At 69.3% G+C, this 16,353-nt stretch carries 13 protein-coding genes; 3 read left to right on the top strand and 10 right to left on the bottom strand.

The genetic code is table 11. The features are described from left to right. Positions 1 to 38: 38 nt before the first annotated feature. Together OG272_RS36075 and OG272_RS36070 are read right to left on the bottom strand one after the other, a co-directional pair. The gene (locus OG272_RS36075; RefSeq protein WP_326576310.1) at positions 39 to 740 is read right to left on the bottom strand and encodes a ribonuclease HII; all 702 of its coding nucleotides are present in this window, start codon (positions 738 to 740) and stop codon (positions 39 to 41) included. 82 nt (positions 741 to 822) lie between these two features. Beyond that, the gene (locus OG272_RS36070) at positions 823 to 1,446 is read right to left on the bottom strand and encodes a TetR/AcrR family transcriptional regulator (RefSeq protein ID WP_326576312.1); all 624 of its coding nucleotides are present in this window, start codon (positions 1,444 to 1,446) and stop codon (positions 823 to 825) included. A 171-nt stretch (positions 1,447 to 1,617) separates the two neighbouring features. Here OG272_RS36070 and OG272_RS36065 point away from each other — a divergent pair, with 171 nt between their 5' ends. Then, the gene (locus OG272_RS36065) at positions 1,618 to 3,168 is read left to right on the top strand and encodes an MFS transporter (RefSeq protein ID WP_328224167.1); all 1,551 of its coding nucleotides are present in this window, start codon (positions 1,618 to 1,620) and stop codon (positions 3,166 to 3,168) included. A 74-nt stretch (positions 3,169 to 3,242) separates the two neighbouring features. Here the strand turns inward: OG272_RS36065 and OG272_RS36060 are convergent, their stop codons facing one another. The 4 genes from OG272_RS36060 to OG272_RS36045 all read right to left on the bottom strand — a co-directional run bounded on the left by OG272_RS36060 (position 3,243) and on the right by OG272_RS36045 (position 7,433). Continuing rightward, positions 3,243 to 4,727 carry a DUF4173 domain-containing protein gene (locus OG272_RS36060; RefSeq protein WP_328224166.1) on the bottom strand — a complete coding sequence of 495 codons (1,485 nt, stop codon included), beginning with the start codon at positions 4,725 to 4,727 and terminating at the stop codon, positions 3,243 to 3,245. Positions 4,728 to 5,129: 402 nt separating this feature from the next. Next, entirely contained in the window at positions 5,130 to 6,032 is a 903-nt protein-coding gene (locus OG272_RS36055) for an ADP-ribosylglycohydrolase family protein (RefSeq protein WP_328224165.1), read from the bottom strand. A 12-nt stretch (positions 6,033 to 6,044) separates the two neighbouring features. Continuing rightward, on the bottom strand, positions 6,045 to 6,704 hold the full coding sequence (locus OG272_RS36050) for a histidine phosphatase family protein (RefSeq protein ID WP_326576318.1): 660 nt from the start codon (positions 6,702 to 6,704) through the stop codon (positions 6,045 to 6,047). 123 nt (positions 6,705 to 6,827) lie between these two features. Next, on the bottom strand, positions 6,828 to 7,433 hold the full coding sequence (locus tag OG272_RS36045) for a YdbC family protein (RefSeq protein ID WP_326576320.1): 606 nt from the start codon (positions 7,431 to 7,433) through the stop codon (positions 6,828 to 6,830). 85 nt (positions 7,434 to 7,518) lie between these two features. On the opposite strand from OG272_RS36045, the gene OG272_RS36040 reads away from it, so the two are divergent. Continuing rightward, the gene (locus OG272_RS36040) at positions 7,519 to 8,121 is read left to right on the top strand and encodes a TerD family protein (RefSeq protein ID WP_405895506.1); all 603 of its coding nucleotides are present in this window, start codon (positions 7,519 to 7,521) and stop codon (positions 8,119 to 8,121) included. Between the two features lie 114 nt (positions 8,122 to 8,235). On the opposite strand, the gene OG272_RS36035 is transcribed toward OG272_RS36040, so the two are convergent. Both OG272_RS36035 and nrdR read right to left on the bottom strand, forming a co-directional pair. Beyond that, on the bottom strand, positions 8,236 to 11,130 hold the full coding sequence (locus OG272_RS36035) for a vitamin B12-dependent ribonucleotide reductase (RefSeq protein ID WP_326576324.1): 2,895 nt from the start codon (positions 11,128 to 11,130) through the stop codon (positions 8,236 to 8,238). Positions 11,131 to 11,289: 159 nt separating this feature from the next. Beyond that, positions 11,290 to 11,853 (bottom strand): transcriptional regulator NrdR, encoded by a 564-nt coding sequence (gene nrdR / locus OG272_RS36030; protein ID WP_327727532.1) that lies wholly within the window; start codon positions 11,851 to 11,853, stop codon positions 11,290 to 11,292. Between the two features lie 561 nt (positions 11,854 to 12,414). On the opposite strand from nrdR, the gene lexA reads away from it, so the two are divergent. Further along, entirely contained in the window at positions 12,415 to 13,191 is a 777-nt protein-coding gene (gene lexA / locus OG272_RS36025) for a transcriptional repressor LexA (RefSeq protein WP_020114122.1), read from the top strand. Positions 13,192 to 13,392: 201 nt separating this feature from the next. On the opposite strand, the gene OG272_RS36020 is transcribed toward lexA, so the two are convergent. Then, the gene (locus OG272_RS36020) at positions 13,393 to 15,384 is read right to left on the bottom strand and encodes an ATP-dependent DNA helicase (protein ID WP_327727533.1); all 1,992 of its coding nucleotides are present in this window, start codon (positions 15,382 to 15,384) and stop codon (positions 13,393 to 13,395) included. Positions 15,385 to 15,587: 203 nt separating this feature from the next. Continuing rightward, positions 15,588 to 16,331 carry a GNAT family N-acetyltransferase gene (locus OG272_RS36015; RefSeq protein ID WP_326576332.1) on the bottom strand — a complete coding sequence of 248 codons (744 nt, stop codon included), beginning with the start codon at positions 16,329 to 16,331 and terminating at the stop codon, positions 15,588 to 15,590. Positions 16,332 to 16,353 lie beyond the last annotated feature (22 nt).

Genomic DNA, 16,353 nt, shown 5'->3' with positions numbered 1-16,353 from the left:
TCGCCTCGGCGGGTGGCGCATGAGGGGGAACGGATCCGTCAGAAATCGAAGCCGAGCTGACCCTCGATCTCCGGAACGTTTCCGTTCGCCCAGTTGCGGGCCTTCTTGAGATGCCGCCACTGGGGCAGCGCATCAAGATACGCCCACGACAACCGGTGGTACGGGGTGGGGCCCCGCTCCGCCAGCGCGGCCTTGTGGACAGGCGACGGATACCCGGCGTTGGCCGCGAAACCGAAGTCTGCATGGTCGACACCCAGTTCGGCCATCATTTTGTCGCGCTGGACCTTGGCGATCACCGAGGCGGCCGCCACGGCGACACAGGACTGATCGCCCTTGATCACCGTACGGACCCGCCAGGGCGACCCCAGGTAGTCGTGCTTGCCGTCGAGGATGACCGCGTCGGGTCGCACCGGAAGCGCTTCCAGAGCCCGCACGGCGGCCAGCCGCAGCGCGGCCGTCATGCCCAGGTCGTCGATCTCCTCCGGAGAGGCGTGACCGAGGGCGTACGAGGTCACCCACGTCAGCAGTTCCTCGGAGAGCGACTCGCGTCGCTTGATCGTCAGGAGTTTGGAGTCGGTGAGGCCCTCGGGCGGTCGACGCAGTCCGGTGACCGCCGCGCAGACGGTGACGGGGCCGGCCCACGCTCCGCGGCCCACCTCGTCGACACCGGCAATGACCTTCGCTCCGGTCGTGGCACGCAGGGAGCGCTCGACGGTGTGAGTAGGTGGTTCGTACGGCATGGCGCCCTTAGCGTACGCCGCCCGCGCCCCCGCGCGACACCCAGGTTTCCCTGGGCGACCTCAGCCCCCTCGCCGGTACGGCTCAGGCGCCCCGCCGGCACAGCAGCGGCACCATCAACTGGTCGACCATCTCCTCGATATCGCGCTCGCCCCATTCGCTCCCGCACATCTTCGAGCGGTACATCATCATGGCCGGAATCGCGTCGAAGACATAGCCGTTGGCCGCGTCGGGTCGCACCTCACCCCGCCGAATTCCCCGCTCGACGATCTCCCGCAGGAGCTTGACCGTCGGCTCCACCACACCCCCGATGATCACGCCATGGAAGCGCTCGGCCTGGATGGTGTCGCATTCGTGAATCACCGAGCGCAGAGCGAACCCGGGGCGCGAGAACATCGCCTCGCGCGCCTGGCGGCACAGCTCCAGCAGATCCTCGCGCACGCTTCCGAGGTCGGGCACCTGCTCGAAGCGCGGCAGTCCGGCCTGGAGCGCGTCGGCCACGAGGTCCTCCTTGGAGGGCCAGCGGCGATAGACCGCCGCCTTGCCCGTCTGGGCGCCCGCGGCGACTCCCTCCATGGTGAGTCCGCTCCAGCCGACCGTGCTGAGCTGTTCGAGCGCGGCGTCGAGGATCGCACGCTCGAGCACGGCGCCACGCCGGCGCGGGGGGGCCGACCGGGCAGGAACGGCCGTCCAGCGCGAAGTGACCATCTGTGTTTCTCCGTTGAGCCGAGGGGTGGGGATGCGAGAAGCGGAAGCGGACGGACGACGCACACCACGGCGGCGACTTCGGTGAACGCTTGCGTTCACTAAGGGGGACTCACTACCGTGGACGCGTCAGTGAACGCGAGCGTTCACTAAGGCACTTGTGGGGGACCCATAGTGACAACCTCTCCGTTGATTCAGGATCAGAAGCCGGGAGCCGCCCGCCGGGAGGGGCGCCCCGGCATCGCTCTCACCGTCATCGCGGCCTGCCAACTCATGGTGGTACTCGATGCGACGATTGTGAACATCGCGCTCCCGCACATTCAAGACGCGCTCAAGTTCAGCACCACCGACCTGACATGGGTGGTCAGCGCCTACACGCTGACCTTCGGCGGTCTGCTGCTTCTGGGTGGCCGGGCCGGTGACATCCTGGGCCGCCGTCGTGTGTTCATGACCGGCATTCTCGTCTTCACGCTTGCCTCGCTGCTCGGCGGACTCGCCCAGGAGCCCTGGCAACTGCTGGCGGCACGCGCCCTCCAGGGCGTCGGCGGGGCGATCGCGTCGCCGACCTCACTGGCACTCATCACCACGACGTTCCCCGAAGGACCCGAGCGGAACCGGGCCTTCGGAGTCTTCGCCGCGGTCTCCGCCGGTGGCGGCGCCATCGGCCTGCTCGCCGGCGGCATGCTCACCGAGTGGCTCGACTGGCGGTGGGTGCTGTTCGTCAACGTGCCCATCGGCGTACTGATCGCCGTCCTCACCCCGATGTACATCAGCGAGTCCGAGCGGCATCCGGGGCGGTTCGACATCGCGGGCGCGCTCACCTCGACCGCCGGTATGGCCTCGCTGGTCTACGGATTCATCCGCGCGGCGGAGGAGGGCTGGCGTGACAGCCTGACCATCGGTTCCTTCGCGGCGGCGGCGGTCCTGCTGCTGCTGTTCGGCTTCATCGAGAGGCGGGCCAAGGAGCCCATCACCCCGCTGCGGATGTTCACCGACCGCAATCGCTCCGGCACGTACGTGATCATGCTGAGCCTCGCCGCGGCGATGTTCGGGATGTTCTTCTTCATCGTGATCTTCGTGCAGAACGTGCTGCGGTACACCCCGATCGAGGCCGGGCTGGCCTTCCTCCCGGTGACCGTCGCGATCGTCACGGGTGCCGGACTGTCCCAGCGGTTCCTGCCGGTGCTCGGGCCCAAGCCGTTCATGGTGGTCGGCTCGACGCTCGTCGTGCTCGGCCTGACCTGGCAGACCTTCATCAACCCCGACAGCTCCTACGTCGGCGGGGTGCTCGGCCCCATGGTGATGTTCGGCTTCGGCATGGGTCTGAACTTCGTGACCCTCACCCTGACCGCGGTCTCGGGGGTCGCCCCGCACGAGGCGGGCGCGGCCTCCGGTCTGCTCAACGTCACGCAGCAGGTGGGTGGTTCGCTCGGCCTGTCCATCCTCACCACGGTCTTCGGCACGGCCAGTCGTGACGAGGCGGGGAAGCAGGTGGAGCTCTTCATGGCGCAGGCGACGGACGAACAGAAGGCCGAGTTCGCCAAGACCCAGAAGCTGCCGGCCCCCTGGAGTCACGAAGTGCTCGCCCAGGGCATCTCGACGGCGTTCTTCCCGGCCGTCGCGATGGCCGTACTCGCCCTGGTCACCGCCATCTTCGTGATCAGGGTGCGCAAGAGCGACCTGGACGCCCTCTCCGGCACGGCCGGCCCAGCCGCCGGAGGCTGACAGAACACGGCGGACGGCTGGACCACGCCCACCGGACCGACGGGGAGGGCGTGGTCCGGCCGTCCTGCGCCTCGTCAGCGGTACAGCGTCTCCGTCCCCAACGCACTGCACTCCGCCCCGTCGGCCCTCGACGACACCGGTCGCTCCTCCAGGATGCGCCGGGCCTCGGCCTCGCCCCGGCTCGTGGCGTACCAGGGGATGCCGGCCCGGTCCTCCAGGTCCGCGTCGATGTCCCACAACGCGCACGACCGCATGGGCTCCTCCAGCCGGTCCAGGGCGGGCACCGCGTCGGCGGACAGCCCCTTCGCGTACTCGAGGTCGAAACGGCCCGTGGTCTCGTACCGCTCGACGTTGCGCTCGGCGATCAGCGCGTCCGGCGACGCCAGCCCGAACGCCAGCACCACGGCGACCGCACCGGCCGCGACGGCACGCGGCAGCCAGCGGGCGCCCCACACCCCGGCCGCCATGATGAGCACGATGACCAGGCCGAGCCAGAGCTCCATGGTCAGCACCGAGATCCTCAGTCGCGTCAGCCCATAGGCCTCCACGTACATGTCCATACGCCGCACAGCGGATGCCACGACAACGAGCGCCAGCGCGCACAGGGTTCCCAGCACACCGCGCACAAGCGTCCGGTCACTCGATCGAGTGCGCGGGGCCCAGCGCAGCGCGACCACGATGACCAGCAGGGTGAGCAGCGTGGCCATGAGCAGTTGCCAGAAGCCCTGGCGCGCGTACTCGGCGTACGTCTGGCCGGTCTCCTTCAGGACGGCGTCGTAGCCGCCGAAGAGCACGGCGAGCTGGACCGCGTTGAAGACGGCGAAGAGGGCGACGAGCCCGACCAGCGGCAGCGCCCACTCGACGCGGCCACGGGCGCGCCCCGCGGGCACCTGGACGCGGTCCCAGTGGGCGGGCGCGGCCGCCGTACGGGCCGCCGCGAGGGTCCCGAACAGACCCAGCGCGAGGAGCAGGACCCGCCAGGGCCCGTCGGACACGGAGATGTCGGGCACCAGAGCGCCGAGCAGATCCGCGAAGGCCGCGTCGGCCCCGGCGAACAGCGCGCCGAAGACGAAGAGCAGGAGGGCGGCCACGCCCAGCGCCCTCAGTACCGGCGCCAAGCGGCCCCGGTCACCGCCCATCCGCTCGCGCAGCCCCTGCCAGGCCCAGGCCGGGCCGGTGACCAGTGAGGTGAACACACCGATGGGGCCGAGCAGGACGGCGGGCCAGGTGCGTCCGCCGTGCAGAGCGAGCGAGCCCGCCGCGAGCGCGGTGACGACGGCGAGGAACGAAGGCCATTCGGCGGCGCGGAGCGCGGGAACGCTCAGCAGGGCGAGTCCGCCGACGCCCCAGACGAGGGCCCACGGGCGGGGACGCCGGCCCGCCCGCCGTCCGGCGACGTACACGGCGAGCGTCGCGGGCACGGCGACGACGAGGGCGTTGAACGCCAGCCCCTCGCCCAGCAGCACCATGCTGAGGACGCCGGCGGCCAGGGCGGCCCACAGGGTCGCGGTGCGGATCGGCGCGGGATCGCCAGGGCCGAAGTCGAGCAGCCCGGTCATCACGGGCGGCCCGCCCGGTATCGGTGCGGGTCCACCCGCCCTGCGCTCCGGTGCGGCGTCCGTGGGCGCTTTCGGCCCGGAAGCGCCCTTCTCGGTCACAGCGCGTGCCCTGGGCATCGCGCCTTCGGGCTCCGGTGTGGCTGGTGCTGATGGTGTCTCGGACATGGGACCCCCTCCCCCGACCGGCCCTCCCCGCCCACCGTACGCAGCGCGCGGCTGCGGCAGGAGGCTCCTGGCCGGTACCTCGTCGCCGCGTCTCGTCATGATCAACAGGCAGCGTGGCGGACAGGGTATGCCGCAGGAGAGCACCCGCGGCGGACCGAGGGGCGCACTGTGGCACTGCTGTGACAGTTGAGGCGATTGGGGTCGGTGGGGGCCGGGAACCATGTCCCCTTCGGCCGGCTATTCCACCCACAGCCAGGCCGGAAAGGCCTCGGTCTGCTCCGTCCACGCCTCGGGAGGCGCCCCGGCCTTCCCCGCGGCGACCACGCCGCCGACGATGGCGCAGGTCGTGTCGACGTCGCCGCCCACCTGTGCCGTCGTCCAGAAGCCCCGTTCGTAGTCACCAAGGGCGCGCGCCGCCGACCAGAGTGCGAACGGCACGGTGTCGTGCGCCGTCGTCCGCCGACCGCAGCCCAGTACGGCGGCGACGGTGTCCGCGTCGGCGTAGTCGAGCATGTCCCTGGCGCGCCGCAGCCCCGCGCCGACGGCGCTCTTCGGGACGAGCGCGATGACGCCGTCGAGCAACGCCCCGGCGCTCGGCGGTCCGGCCGGGTTGGCCGCCAGGGCGGCGGCAGCGGCGACGGCCATGGCACCGACGACTGCCTCGCGGTGCTGGTGCGTGGGGTAGGCCGAGATCTCCGCCTGGTGGGTCGCCTGCTCGGGGTCGTCCGCGTACCAGGCGCCCAGCGGCGCGATCCGCATGGCGGCTCCGTTGCCCCAGGATCCCTGGCCGTTGAAGAGCGCGGAGGCCAGCTCACGCCAGTCGCCGCCTTCCCGGACCAGGCGCAGCAGGCGGTTGACCGCGGGGCCGTACCCCCGGTCGAAGTCATGGTGCACGGCGAAGGAACGGGCGAGCTCGTCCTGGTCGATCCGGTGGTGGGCCGCGAGGACGGCCACGACGGAACAGGCCATCTCGGTGTCGTCGGTCCACTGCCAGGGGCCGGGCGGGATCTCGCGGCGCTTGAGCAGCGGGTAGTTCACGGGCACGAAGTACTGCGAGCCCAGCGCGTCCCCCACCGCCAGGCCGCGCAGGCTGGAAAGGGCACGCTCGAGGCGGCCGTCGAGAGAGGAGTCAGCGGTCATCGCCCTGCCACTCTAACTGGTGGCCCCGTACGATTCCGGGTCCCGCCAGCGATCGAACGGCCGGTCGAGCATGTACTTGTCGTCCTCTCCGAGAACGAGCATCCGCATCTCCGCGTTCCCGGGGTTCGACAGCGACTCGAACTCCGCCACCGTCCAGTGGAACCAGCGCATGCAGAACAGCCGCATGGCGAGCCCATGGGTGACCAGCAGGACGTTCGGCGGGTGGTCGGGGTCCTCGAAGCTGCGGAACAGGCTCTCCAGGAAACCGCCGACCCGGTCGTACACGTCGGCGCCGGACTCCCCTTGCGCGAAGCGGTAGAAGAAGTGCCCGTAAGCGTCCCGGTAGGCCTTCTGAAGTCGTACCTCGTCGGGGTCCTGCCAGTTGCCCCAGTCCTGCTCGCGCAGCCGCGGCTCCTCGCGCACCCGCACCTGTTCGGGGTCCAGGTGAAACGCCTGGAACGTCTCGTGCGTGCGGCGGTACGGGGAGACGTAGACGCTGACGCGCTCGCGGCCGAGGACGTCGCGGATGCGTTTGCCGGTCTCCTCCGCCTGCTGCCAGCCGAGGTCGGTGAGCGCGAGGGCGTGGTCGGGCTCGCGCTCGTACACGGTGTCATCAACATTGCCCGTTGACTCGCCGTGTCGGACAAGGATGATGCGCCGTGGTCGTGCCATGCCAAGACCCTAAAGGGGGCGACGGCGGATCGAGGCCTCGTCCGGGGGTCATACGGCGTAGGTCACACAAGTCCCGCACACCGAGCCCTTGGGTTGGAAATCCAAACCGACCGAGTTCGGATCTCACACCGTCCAGCTCGGTTCCAGTTCCACGATGTCGCCCGCCATGGCGGCGACGTCGGCCTCGGTCTGGGCACGCAGAGCGAGACGTTCGATGCGTTCGACACGGTATTTGCCGTGCTCGGCGGCCGACTGCCACATGGAGAGGATCATGAACTCGTGGCCCGGCGCCTCTCCGAACAGCCCCCGCACCATGCCGGGAGAACCGGCCATCGCGGGGTTCCAGACCTTCTCCTGCATCAGAGCGAAGTGCTCGGCGCGCTCCTCGTGGACTCGGCAGTGCGCCACCCGCACCAGATCGGCGTCCGTGAAGCGAGGCTCGAAGCCGGTCTTCACGTCGAAGCGGTGGTCGAAGAGCTTGACCTGCATGTCCTTGAACGTTCCCGACTGGGAAGCGGCGAGCCGGTCGTGGGAGCGGGCCATGAAGGAGTCGTAGAAGGCACGGCTCTCCCAGAAGGAGAAGATGTGCGTCACTCCGGGCCGCGCCCGGCTCCAACCCCCACCCTGTCCACGGAAACCCGGCTCCCCCAGAAGCCCCGCCCACTTTCGCTGCCCCCGCTCGAAACCGCGGCGGTCCACCACGGTGCAGCGAATCCACTTGACCAGCACCGCGCCATGGTAAGGCCACGGAACGTGGCGGCGGTCACTCTCCGGCCGGTTGCACCCGGGCGAGCGCCCGGGTGCGCGTGCAAGGATGGACAACTGGCCTGGATCACCAGGCAGTTCAGCTCGCACGCACAGGAGAACGGGGAGGAGAGTTCTGTTGAACGGCCTCAACAAGGGCATCCGCAAGGTCGAGGTGTCGGTGAAGTGGGACCCGAGCCCGGCCGGACAGCCGCCGACGGATCTCGACATCGTCGCGGCGACCTACCCGGCGGCCGATCCCAGCGGCAGTCCCGCCTACGTGGTGCATTTCGACAGCCGCTCGCCCGACGGCACCATCACCCTCAACCGCGACAGCAAGACCGGCCAGGGTTTCGGCTGGGACGAGATCATGACCGTGGAGCTGAACCGCCTCGACAGCCGGTACGGGCGGGTCGTCATCGGTGTCGCCATACAGCAGGGTTCCGGCGCGAAGACCTTCGGCAGCGTCCTCAATCCCGGCCTGCGCATCCGTGAGGACTACACCGTCCTGGCGGAGGACGGCTTCGGCACCGTCCTCGGCTCCTCCGCCGCGACCGTCGCCGAATTCGTGCGCGACGACACCGGCGAGTGGACCTTCCACCCCGGTATCACCGGCTACGACGAGGACCCGGCCGCGTTCGCCCGCGTGATGGGCGGCCCCCGGGCGTCCTGAGCCACGGGGCTCCTCGCCGACGGCCTCACCCGAACGATCACGACCGGTGCGGGGAGCCGCGTTTCGCGACTCCCCGCACCGGTCGTTCATGTCACGCCCGAAAGGCGCCCGGGCTCAGCTGCAGCCGCTCGTCGAGCCGCAGCCCTCGCAGATGTAGCAGGAGCCGGCCCGCTGCATCTTCGTACCGCAGGAGAAGCACAGCGGGGCGTCGGCATGGATGCCCAGCTGCATCTCCACCAGTTCGGCGCTGGTGTGGGCCTGCTTCGGGGCGGGAACGGCCACCTCCGCTCCGGCCTTCGGGGTGGCGACGGCCTTCAGGTCCGTCTGCCGCGGGGCCGACTGCGCCAGACCCTCGACGTCGACGTCCTCCTCGGAGGGCTCGTACGAGCCGGTCTCCAGGTGGCGCTGACGCTCCTCGGCGGAGTGGATGCCGAGCGCGGAACGCGTCTCGAAGGGCAGGAAGTCGAGCGCCAGGCGGCGGAAGATGTAGTCGACGATCGACTGCGCCATCCGCACGTCCGGGTCGTCCGTCATGCCGGCCGGCTCGAAGCGCATGTTGGTGAACTTCGAGACGTACGTCTCCAGCGGAACGCCGTACTGGAGGCCGACGGAGACCGCGATGGAGAAGGCGTCCATCATGCCCGCGAGGGTCGACCCCTGCTTCGACATCTTCAGGAAGACCTCGCCGAGACCGTCGTCAGGGTAGGAGTTGGCGGTCATGTAGCCCTCGGCGCCGCCGACCGTGAAGGAGGTCGTGATGCCGGGACGGCCCTTCGGGAGGCGCTTGCGGACCGGGCGGTACTCGACGACCTTCTCGACCGCGGTACGGATTGTGTCCTCGGCCTTCTCGGTGATCTCGGCCTTCTCCGAGTCCTTGGTCTTCGCGGAGAGCGGCTGGCCGACCTTGCAGTTGTCGCGGTAGATCGCGAGCGCCTTGACGCCGAGCTTCCAGGCCTCGAAGTAGATCTCCTCGACCTCCTCGACGGTCGCCGTCTCCGGCATGTTGACCGTCTTGGAGATGGCGCCGGAGATCCAGGGCTGGATCGCGGCCATCATGCGGACGTGGCCCATCGGGGAGATGGCGCGCTCGCCCATGGCGCAGTCGAAGACCTCGTAGTGCTCCGGCTTGAGGCTCGGGGCGTCGATCACGTTGCCGTTGTCGGCGATGTGGGCGACGATCGCCTCGATCTGCTCCTCCTGGTAGCCCAGGCGGCGAAGGGCCTGCGGGACCGTGCCGTTGACGATCTGCATCGAGCCGCCGCCGACCAGCTTCTTGAACTTGACCAGCGCCAGGTCCGGCTCGACACCGGTGGTGTCGCAGGACATGGCCAGGCCGATGGTGCCGGTCGGGGCGAGCACGGACGCCTGCGAGTTGCGGAAGCCGTTCTTCTCGCCGAGGCGGAGCACGTCCTGCCAGGCCTCGGTGGCGGCGGCCCACACCGGCGTGTCCAGGTCGTCCATGCGGACGGCCGTGCCGTTGGCGTCGGAGTGCTGCTTCATGACGCGGTTGTGGGCGTCGGCGTTGCGGGCGTAGCCGTCGTAGGGGCCGACGACCGCGGCCAGTTCCGCGGAGCGCTTGTACGCCGTGCCGGTCATCAGGGAGGTGATGGAGCCGGCGAGGGAGCGGCCGCCGTCCGAGTCGTACGCGTGACCGGTCGCCATCAGCAGGGCGCCGAGGTTGGCGTAACCGATGCCGAGCTGACGGAAGGCGCGGGTGTTCTCACCGATCTTCTGGGTCGGGAAGTCGGCGAAGCAGATGGAGATGTCCATCGCGGTGATGACGAGCTCGACGACCTTGGCGAAGCGCTCGACGTCGAAGGACTGGTTGCCCTTGCTGTCGTCCTTGAGGAACTTCATCAGGTTCAGCGAGGCGAGGTTGCAGGACGTGTTGTCCAGGTGCATGTACTCGCTGCACGGGTTGGACGCGGTGATCCGGCCGGACTCGGGGCAGGTGTGCCAGTTGTTGATCACACCGTCGTACTGGATGCCCGGGTCGGCACAAGCCCACGCGGCCTCGGCGAGCTTGCGGAACAGCGCCTTGGCGTCGACCTTCTCGATGATCTCGCCGGTCATGCGGGCACGGAGGCCGAACTCGGTGCCGTTCTCCACGGCGGTCATGAACTCGTCGTTCACGCGGACCGAGTTGTTGGCGTTCTGGTACTGGACGGACGTGATGTCGTCGCCGCCCAGGTCCATGTCGAAGCCCGCGTCGCGCAGGGCACGGATCTTCTCCTCTTCCTTCACCTTGGTGGCGATGAAGTCCTCGACGTCCGGGTGGTCCACGTCGAGAACGACCATCTTGGCGGCGCGACGGGTGGCACCGCCCGACTTGATCGTTCCTGCGGAGGCGTCGGCGCCGCGCATGAAGGAGACGGGACCGGAGGCGTTGCCGCCGGAGGAGAGCAGCTCCTTGGAGGAGCGGATACGGGAGAGGTTCAGGCCGGCGCCGGAGCCGCCCTTGAAGATCATGCCCTCTTCCTTGTACCAGTCGAGGATCGACTCCATGGAGTCGTCGACGGCCAGGATGAAGCAGGCGGACACCTGCTGGGGCTGCGGGGTGCCGACGTTGAACCAGACAGGGCTGTTGAAGCTGAAGATCTGGTGCAGGAGGGCATACGCCAGTTCGTGCTCGAAGATCTCGGCGTCGGCGGGCGAGGCGAAGTACTTGTAGTCCTCGCCGGCCTTCCTATATGTCTTCACGATGCGGTCGATGAGCTGCCTCAGGCTCACCTCGCGCTGCGGGGTGCCGACGGCACCACGGAAGTACTTGCTGGTGACGATGTTGACCGCGTTCACCGACCAGAACTCGGGGAACTCGACGCCACGCTGCTCGAAGTTGACCGAGCCGTCGCGCCAGTTGGTCATGACGACGTCACGGCGCGCCCACTCCACCTCGTCGTACGGATGCACGCCGGGGGTCGTGTGGATGCGCTCGATACGCAGGCCCTTGCTCGCCTTGGTGCCCTTGGCGCGGGAACTCCGTGCCGGGCCGCTCGCCGTCTCTGTCATGCCGCCTCCCTGTACGGGCGAAAACGCCCTGAAGTGCCACGTTGTTCCTGTGACACGGTGTTCTGTCTGGTGCCGCGACCCGGCTGACACAGCCGTTCGCGGCAGGTCTGGATCGCCGCCGATCGTCCGGACCCACGGGTCCGGCGGTGCGGCCCGCCGTCAGTCGGCGGTGCCGGCGGGCACGGGGACTTGGGCAGTCCCTCCGGACCCGCGGTCGCTCTCCGGGCGCCCCTCGACCGCGATCTCGACGTCCTCGTCGTTCGCGTCGGGGCGCTTGTCCTGCTCTTCCCTCAGTTGCGCGATGGCGGCCTCGAAGTCCTCCAGCGAGTCGAACGCCCGGTAGACCGAGGCGAACCGCAAGTAGGCGACGAGGTCGAGTTCCTGCAGCGGGCCGAGTATGGCCAGACCCACGTCGTGGGTGGTCAGTTCGGCGCTACCGGTCGCGCGCACCGCCTCCTCGACCCGTTGGCCGAGCTGGGCGAGCGCGTCCTCGGTGACAGGCCTTCCCTGGCATGCCTTGCGGACGCCGTTGATGACCTTGGTACGACTGAAGGGCTCGGTCACGCCGGACCTCTTGACCACCATCAGTGAGCACGTCTCCACCGTCGTGAAACGACGGGAGCAGTCGGGACACTGGCGGCGCCTGCGGATCGACGTGCCGTCGTCCGTCGTACGACTGTCGACGACGCGGCTGTCGGGGTGCCTGCAGAAGGGACAGTGCATAACTCCAACCCTCCTCACAGCACGACTCAATAGCCCCCACGGGCTCTTGGGCCCCGCGGAAGCAGCCCCAAGCATAGGGGATGACCAAGGACGCCAGGACCCGGGGGACCACAACTTCTGGGCTGTTGCTGCAATCCAAGCACTAGATGTAGGGCTTGGCACGTAAATCCACCCACGGCTCGCGTGTCGCCCGCGTATGGGCACGTGTCGACCGTGGACACTGTCGCGGAGCGCAGCCGTACCGTCGCGGAGCGGACGGAATCGCACGGTGGGACACCACAGAAATACGGCGGGGCGCCACAGAAAAGGGGTCGGTATCCGATCGACGGAGTACCGGGTGGCAGACTGGGGCACCGCGGCGACGGCGGCCCACAAGGCCCTTCGTCCCGGCGGTGAAGAGTACGGCAATCAATGCTTTTGTCCGTGGGAGCCGCAAGCCCTACACCCAGACACATGGTCACGTCCGGTAATCCAGACTTTTTCACTCGAACGTGTGTTTGGCGCAACCTTTCGAAAGCAACTACCGTTGTGCTGCACGGGAGACCATCGAGAGGGGCCGACGTGACCACCACCGCTGACAGTGCCACCATCACTGCCCAGGACCGCTCCCAGAGCCGACTCGAGCCGGTGCATGCGATGAACGAAGCCACGAACCATGAAGGGCCCAAGCGAGCCTTGCCCGGCCGACCTCCAGGCATCAGGGCTGACAGCTCCGGGCTCACCGACCGGCAGCGCCGGGTCATCGAGGTGATCAGGGACTCGGTGCAGCGGCGCGGATACCCGCCGTCGATGCGGGAGATCGGCCAGGCGGTCGGCCTGTCCAGCACGTCCTCCGTGGCACACCAGCTGATGGCACTGGAGCGCAAGGGCTTCTTGCGGCGCGACCCGCACCGCCCGCGTGCGTACGAGGTCCGCGGCTCCGACCAGTCCTCGGCACAGCCGACGGACACGGCGGGCAAGCCGGCCGCTTCGTACGTGCCGCTCGTCGGCCGGATCGCCGCCGGTGGCCCGATCCTGGCCGAGGAGTCCGTGGAGGACGTGTTCCCGCTTCCCCGCCAGTTGGTGGGCGACGGCGAGCTCTTCGTCCTTAAGGTCGTCGGTGACTCCATGATCGAGGCCGCGATCTGTGACGGTGACTGGGTGACGGTCCGCCGTCAGCCCGTCGCCGAGAACGGCGACATCGTGGCCGCGATGCTGGACGGCGAGGCCACGGTCAAGCGCTTCAAGCGCGAGGACGGCCACGTCTGGCTGCTCCCGCACAACGCCGCCTACGAGCCCATCCCGGGTGACGACGCGACCATCCTCGGCAAGGTGGTGGCCGTGCTGCGCCGCGTGTGACACCCAGCGGCGGACGGTCGCCCGTGCCGTCCCCGCCCCTGATCCGGGCCCCGGAATCCACTGCGCCGGTTCCGGGGCCCTGGCCTGTCCAGGGCCCGCCGAAGAACCACGGTCCGGGCCCTGTGCCTGTGCCTGTGCCTGTGCGCAGAACGGCCGGTGGCCTGTCCCATGGACGATCGGGACAGGCCACCGGCCGTTTTTTCACGCCTGCGCCTTCTCCGCCTCTTCCCTGTCCTTCGCCGCACTGTCGATCGATGCGAGCGACTTGCGGACCTGGTTACGGTCCGTCGTGTACCAGAAGTCGGGCAGTGACGCCTTCAGGTAGCTGCCGTACCGCGCGGTCGCCAGCCGCTGGTCCAGCACGGCGACCACACCACGATCGCCCTGCGCCCGTACGAGACGGCCGGCGCCCTGGGCCATCAGGAGGGCCGCGTGGGTGGCGGCGACAGCCATGAAGCCGTTGCCCCCCGCCTCCTCGACGGCCTTCTGGCGGGCGCTCATCAAGGGGTCGTCGGGACGCGGGAACGGGATCTTGTCCATGACGACCAGCTGACAGCTGGGGCCGGGCACGTCCACGCCCTGCCAGAGCGAGAGCGTGCCGAACAGACACGTCTCCGGGTCGGCCGCGAAGCCCTTGATCAGCTCGCCCAGTGTCTCTTCGCCCTGGAGCAGGATCGGGTACTCGGGGATACGGACGCGCAGCTCCTCCGCCGCCAGCTGGGCGGCCCGCATCGACGAGAACAGACCGAGTGTCCGGCCGCCCGCCGCCTGGATCAGCTCCGTGAGCTCGTCCAGCATGTCCGCCCGGTCGCCGTCCCGCGCGGGACGCGCCAGATGCTTGGCGACGTAGAGGATGCCCTGCCTCGGGTAGTCGAACGGCGATCCGACGTCCACGCCCTTCCACTGCGGAAGGTCCTCCCCCTGCGTGCCCTCCGGCGCCAGGCCCAGTGACGCGCCTACGCCGTTGAAGTCGCCGCCCAGCTTGAGCGTGGCCGAGGTCAGGGTGACGGAACGGTCCGCGAAGAGCTTCTCCCGGAGGAGGCCCGAGACGGACATGGGGGCGACCCGCAGGGACGCGCCGAAGCGGTCATGGCGTTCGTACCAGACGACGTCCCACTCGGAGCCGTTGCTGATCCGCTCCGCCACGTCGTGCACACTCTCCACGGCCGCCAGCGCCTGCTTGCGGACGGCGTCCTCGTCCTGGACGGACTTGTCGCGGGTGCTGCCGAGCGCCGAGATCACCGCACGGGCGGCATCGCGCAACGCCATGAGGACGTACGCCAGGTCCTCGGGGACCTCCTCCAGACGGCCCGGCAGAGCCAGCTCCATGACCCGCTCGAACCCCTCGGCGGCGGTCTGCAGCTGGTCGGCGACCTTCTCGTTCACGAGCTTCGCCGCCCGCTTCACCGCGCGGTTGACCTGGCCCGGGGTGAGCTCGCCGGTCGCCACGCCCGTCACCCGTGAGACGAGTTCGTGCGCCTCGTCCACGATCAGCACCTCGTGCGGGGGCAGCACCGGCGCGCCCTCGATGGCGTCGATCGCGAGCAGCGCGTGGTTGGTCACGACGACCTCGGAGAGCTTGGCCCGCTCCCGGGCCATCTCGGCGAAGCACTCCGCGCCGTACGCGCACTTGGAGGCTCCCAGGCACTCCCGGGACGACACGGAGATCTGGGCCCAGGCGCGGTCGGACACGCCGGGGGTGAGGTCGTCCCGGTCGCCGGTCTCGGTCTCCTGCGACCAGTCCCGCAACCGCAGCAGGTCCTGGCCCAGCTTGCTGGAGGGTGCGGCCGCCTCGAACTGGTCGAAGAGGCCCTCCTCCTCGTCCTGCGGCACGCCTTCGTTCAGACGGTGCAGGCACAGGTAGTTCGACCGGCCCTTGAGCATCGCGAACTCGGGGCGGCGGCGCAGCAGCGGATGCAACGCGTCGACCGTTCTCGGCAGGTCCCGCTCCACGAGCTGGCGCTGCAGTGCCAGGGTCGCCGTCGCCACGACGACGCGCTCCCCCTGGGCGAGCGCGGGCACCAGGTAACCGAGCGACTTTCCGGTGCCGGTGCCTGCCTGGACCAGCAGATGGGAGCCGTCGTCGATCGCCTCCGCGACGGCTTCGGCCATGGTCACCTGGCCGGGGCGCTCCATGCCGCCGACAGCGGTGACGGCGGCGTGCAGGAGTTCGTGGAGTGAGGGCTTCGTCATAGCGCGACCACCCTACGGGTCACCACTGACAAACGGGTGATCAAGGCGGAGGCATGGGGCGTGAGGGGCGGGATCAAGACCGGGTTCTCTTCGACGGGAAGGGCCGATTCTCGGCACCGGAAATCGAGTCGATTGGACCGGGAACCGCATCGGCGCGGGCGGTGTACCAGATATGACGGCGTCACAGCGGATCCACATCGGATCTACATCAGATCGCGCAGAAGCCGGTCTCGGACCATGAGGGCTGCCCGCTTGTCGGGCAGGTCGACCTCGGCGGAGAACCGGAAGCCTGCGCTCAGGAAGGCGGAGACGGAGGGGAAGTTGCGAAGGTCTGGTTCCGCGACGACGCGGGCACAGGAGGGTCGTCTGTCGAGGACGAGATCGGCGACGGCGCGCAGCAGGATGGAACCGAGACCCCGCCCCCGGTCGGCCACGGGACCGATGAGGAGATGGATCCCGGTGTCGTGCGGGCGGGCGGGGTAGTGGCGGGCGAGGGGGTCGAGGTCCGCGCGGTAGATCTCCCAGTAGCTCATCGGGGTGCCGTTCAGCATCCCGAGGCAGGGCATGCTGCGGCCGTCTCCGCCGAGCTGGTTCCGGAGGTGGTTCGCGGTCACGTCCTCGGGTCCGGCGAGCTGCCAGTAGGAGTCCACGGCCGAGTCGTTCATCCAGCGGGAGACCAGCGGGAGCTCCCGTTCGAGGCGGACCGGGACGAGATGCAGGGTGCCTGCCGGGGTGACGACCGGCCCCCAGTCGGCGAGGTGGTCGAGCAGCTCGCCGTTGGCCGGGGGCGCCTCCCGTCCCGCCTCGGTCCTGCCGCCGCACGAGTCCCCGTCCTCGGACAGGAGAGCGAGGAAGTCGTCGGTCAGTCGCAGTTCGAGCGTGTCCTCACTGCTCGAGGCCGAGGCGGTGTCGGTGCTTGCTTGGGTGCTCGCGTCGGTGGGAGGCACGGCGACGCTCCTCTCAGGAGAT

The sequence above is a fragment of the Streptomyces sp. NBC_00104 genome (assembly GCF_045160825.1).
Taxonomy (GTDB): Bacteria; Actinomycetota; Actinomycetes; order Streptomycetales; family Streptomycetaceae; genus Streptomyces.
The sequence above is the reverse complement of the archived record's forward strand: the minus strand, read 5'-3'. Positions and strand labels throughout refer to the sequence as shown.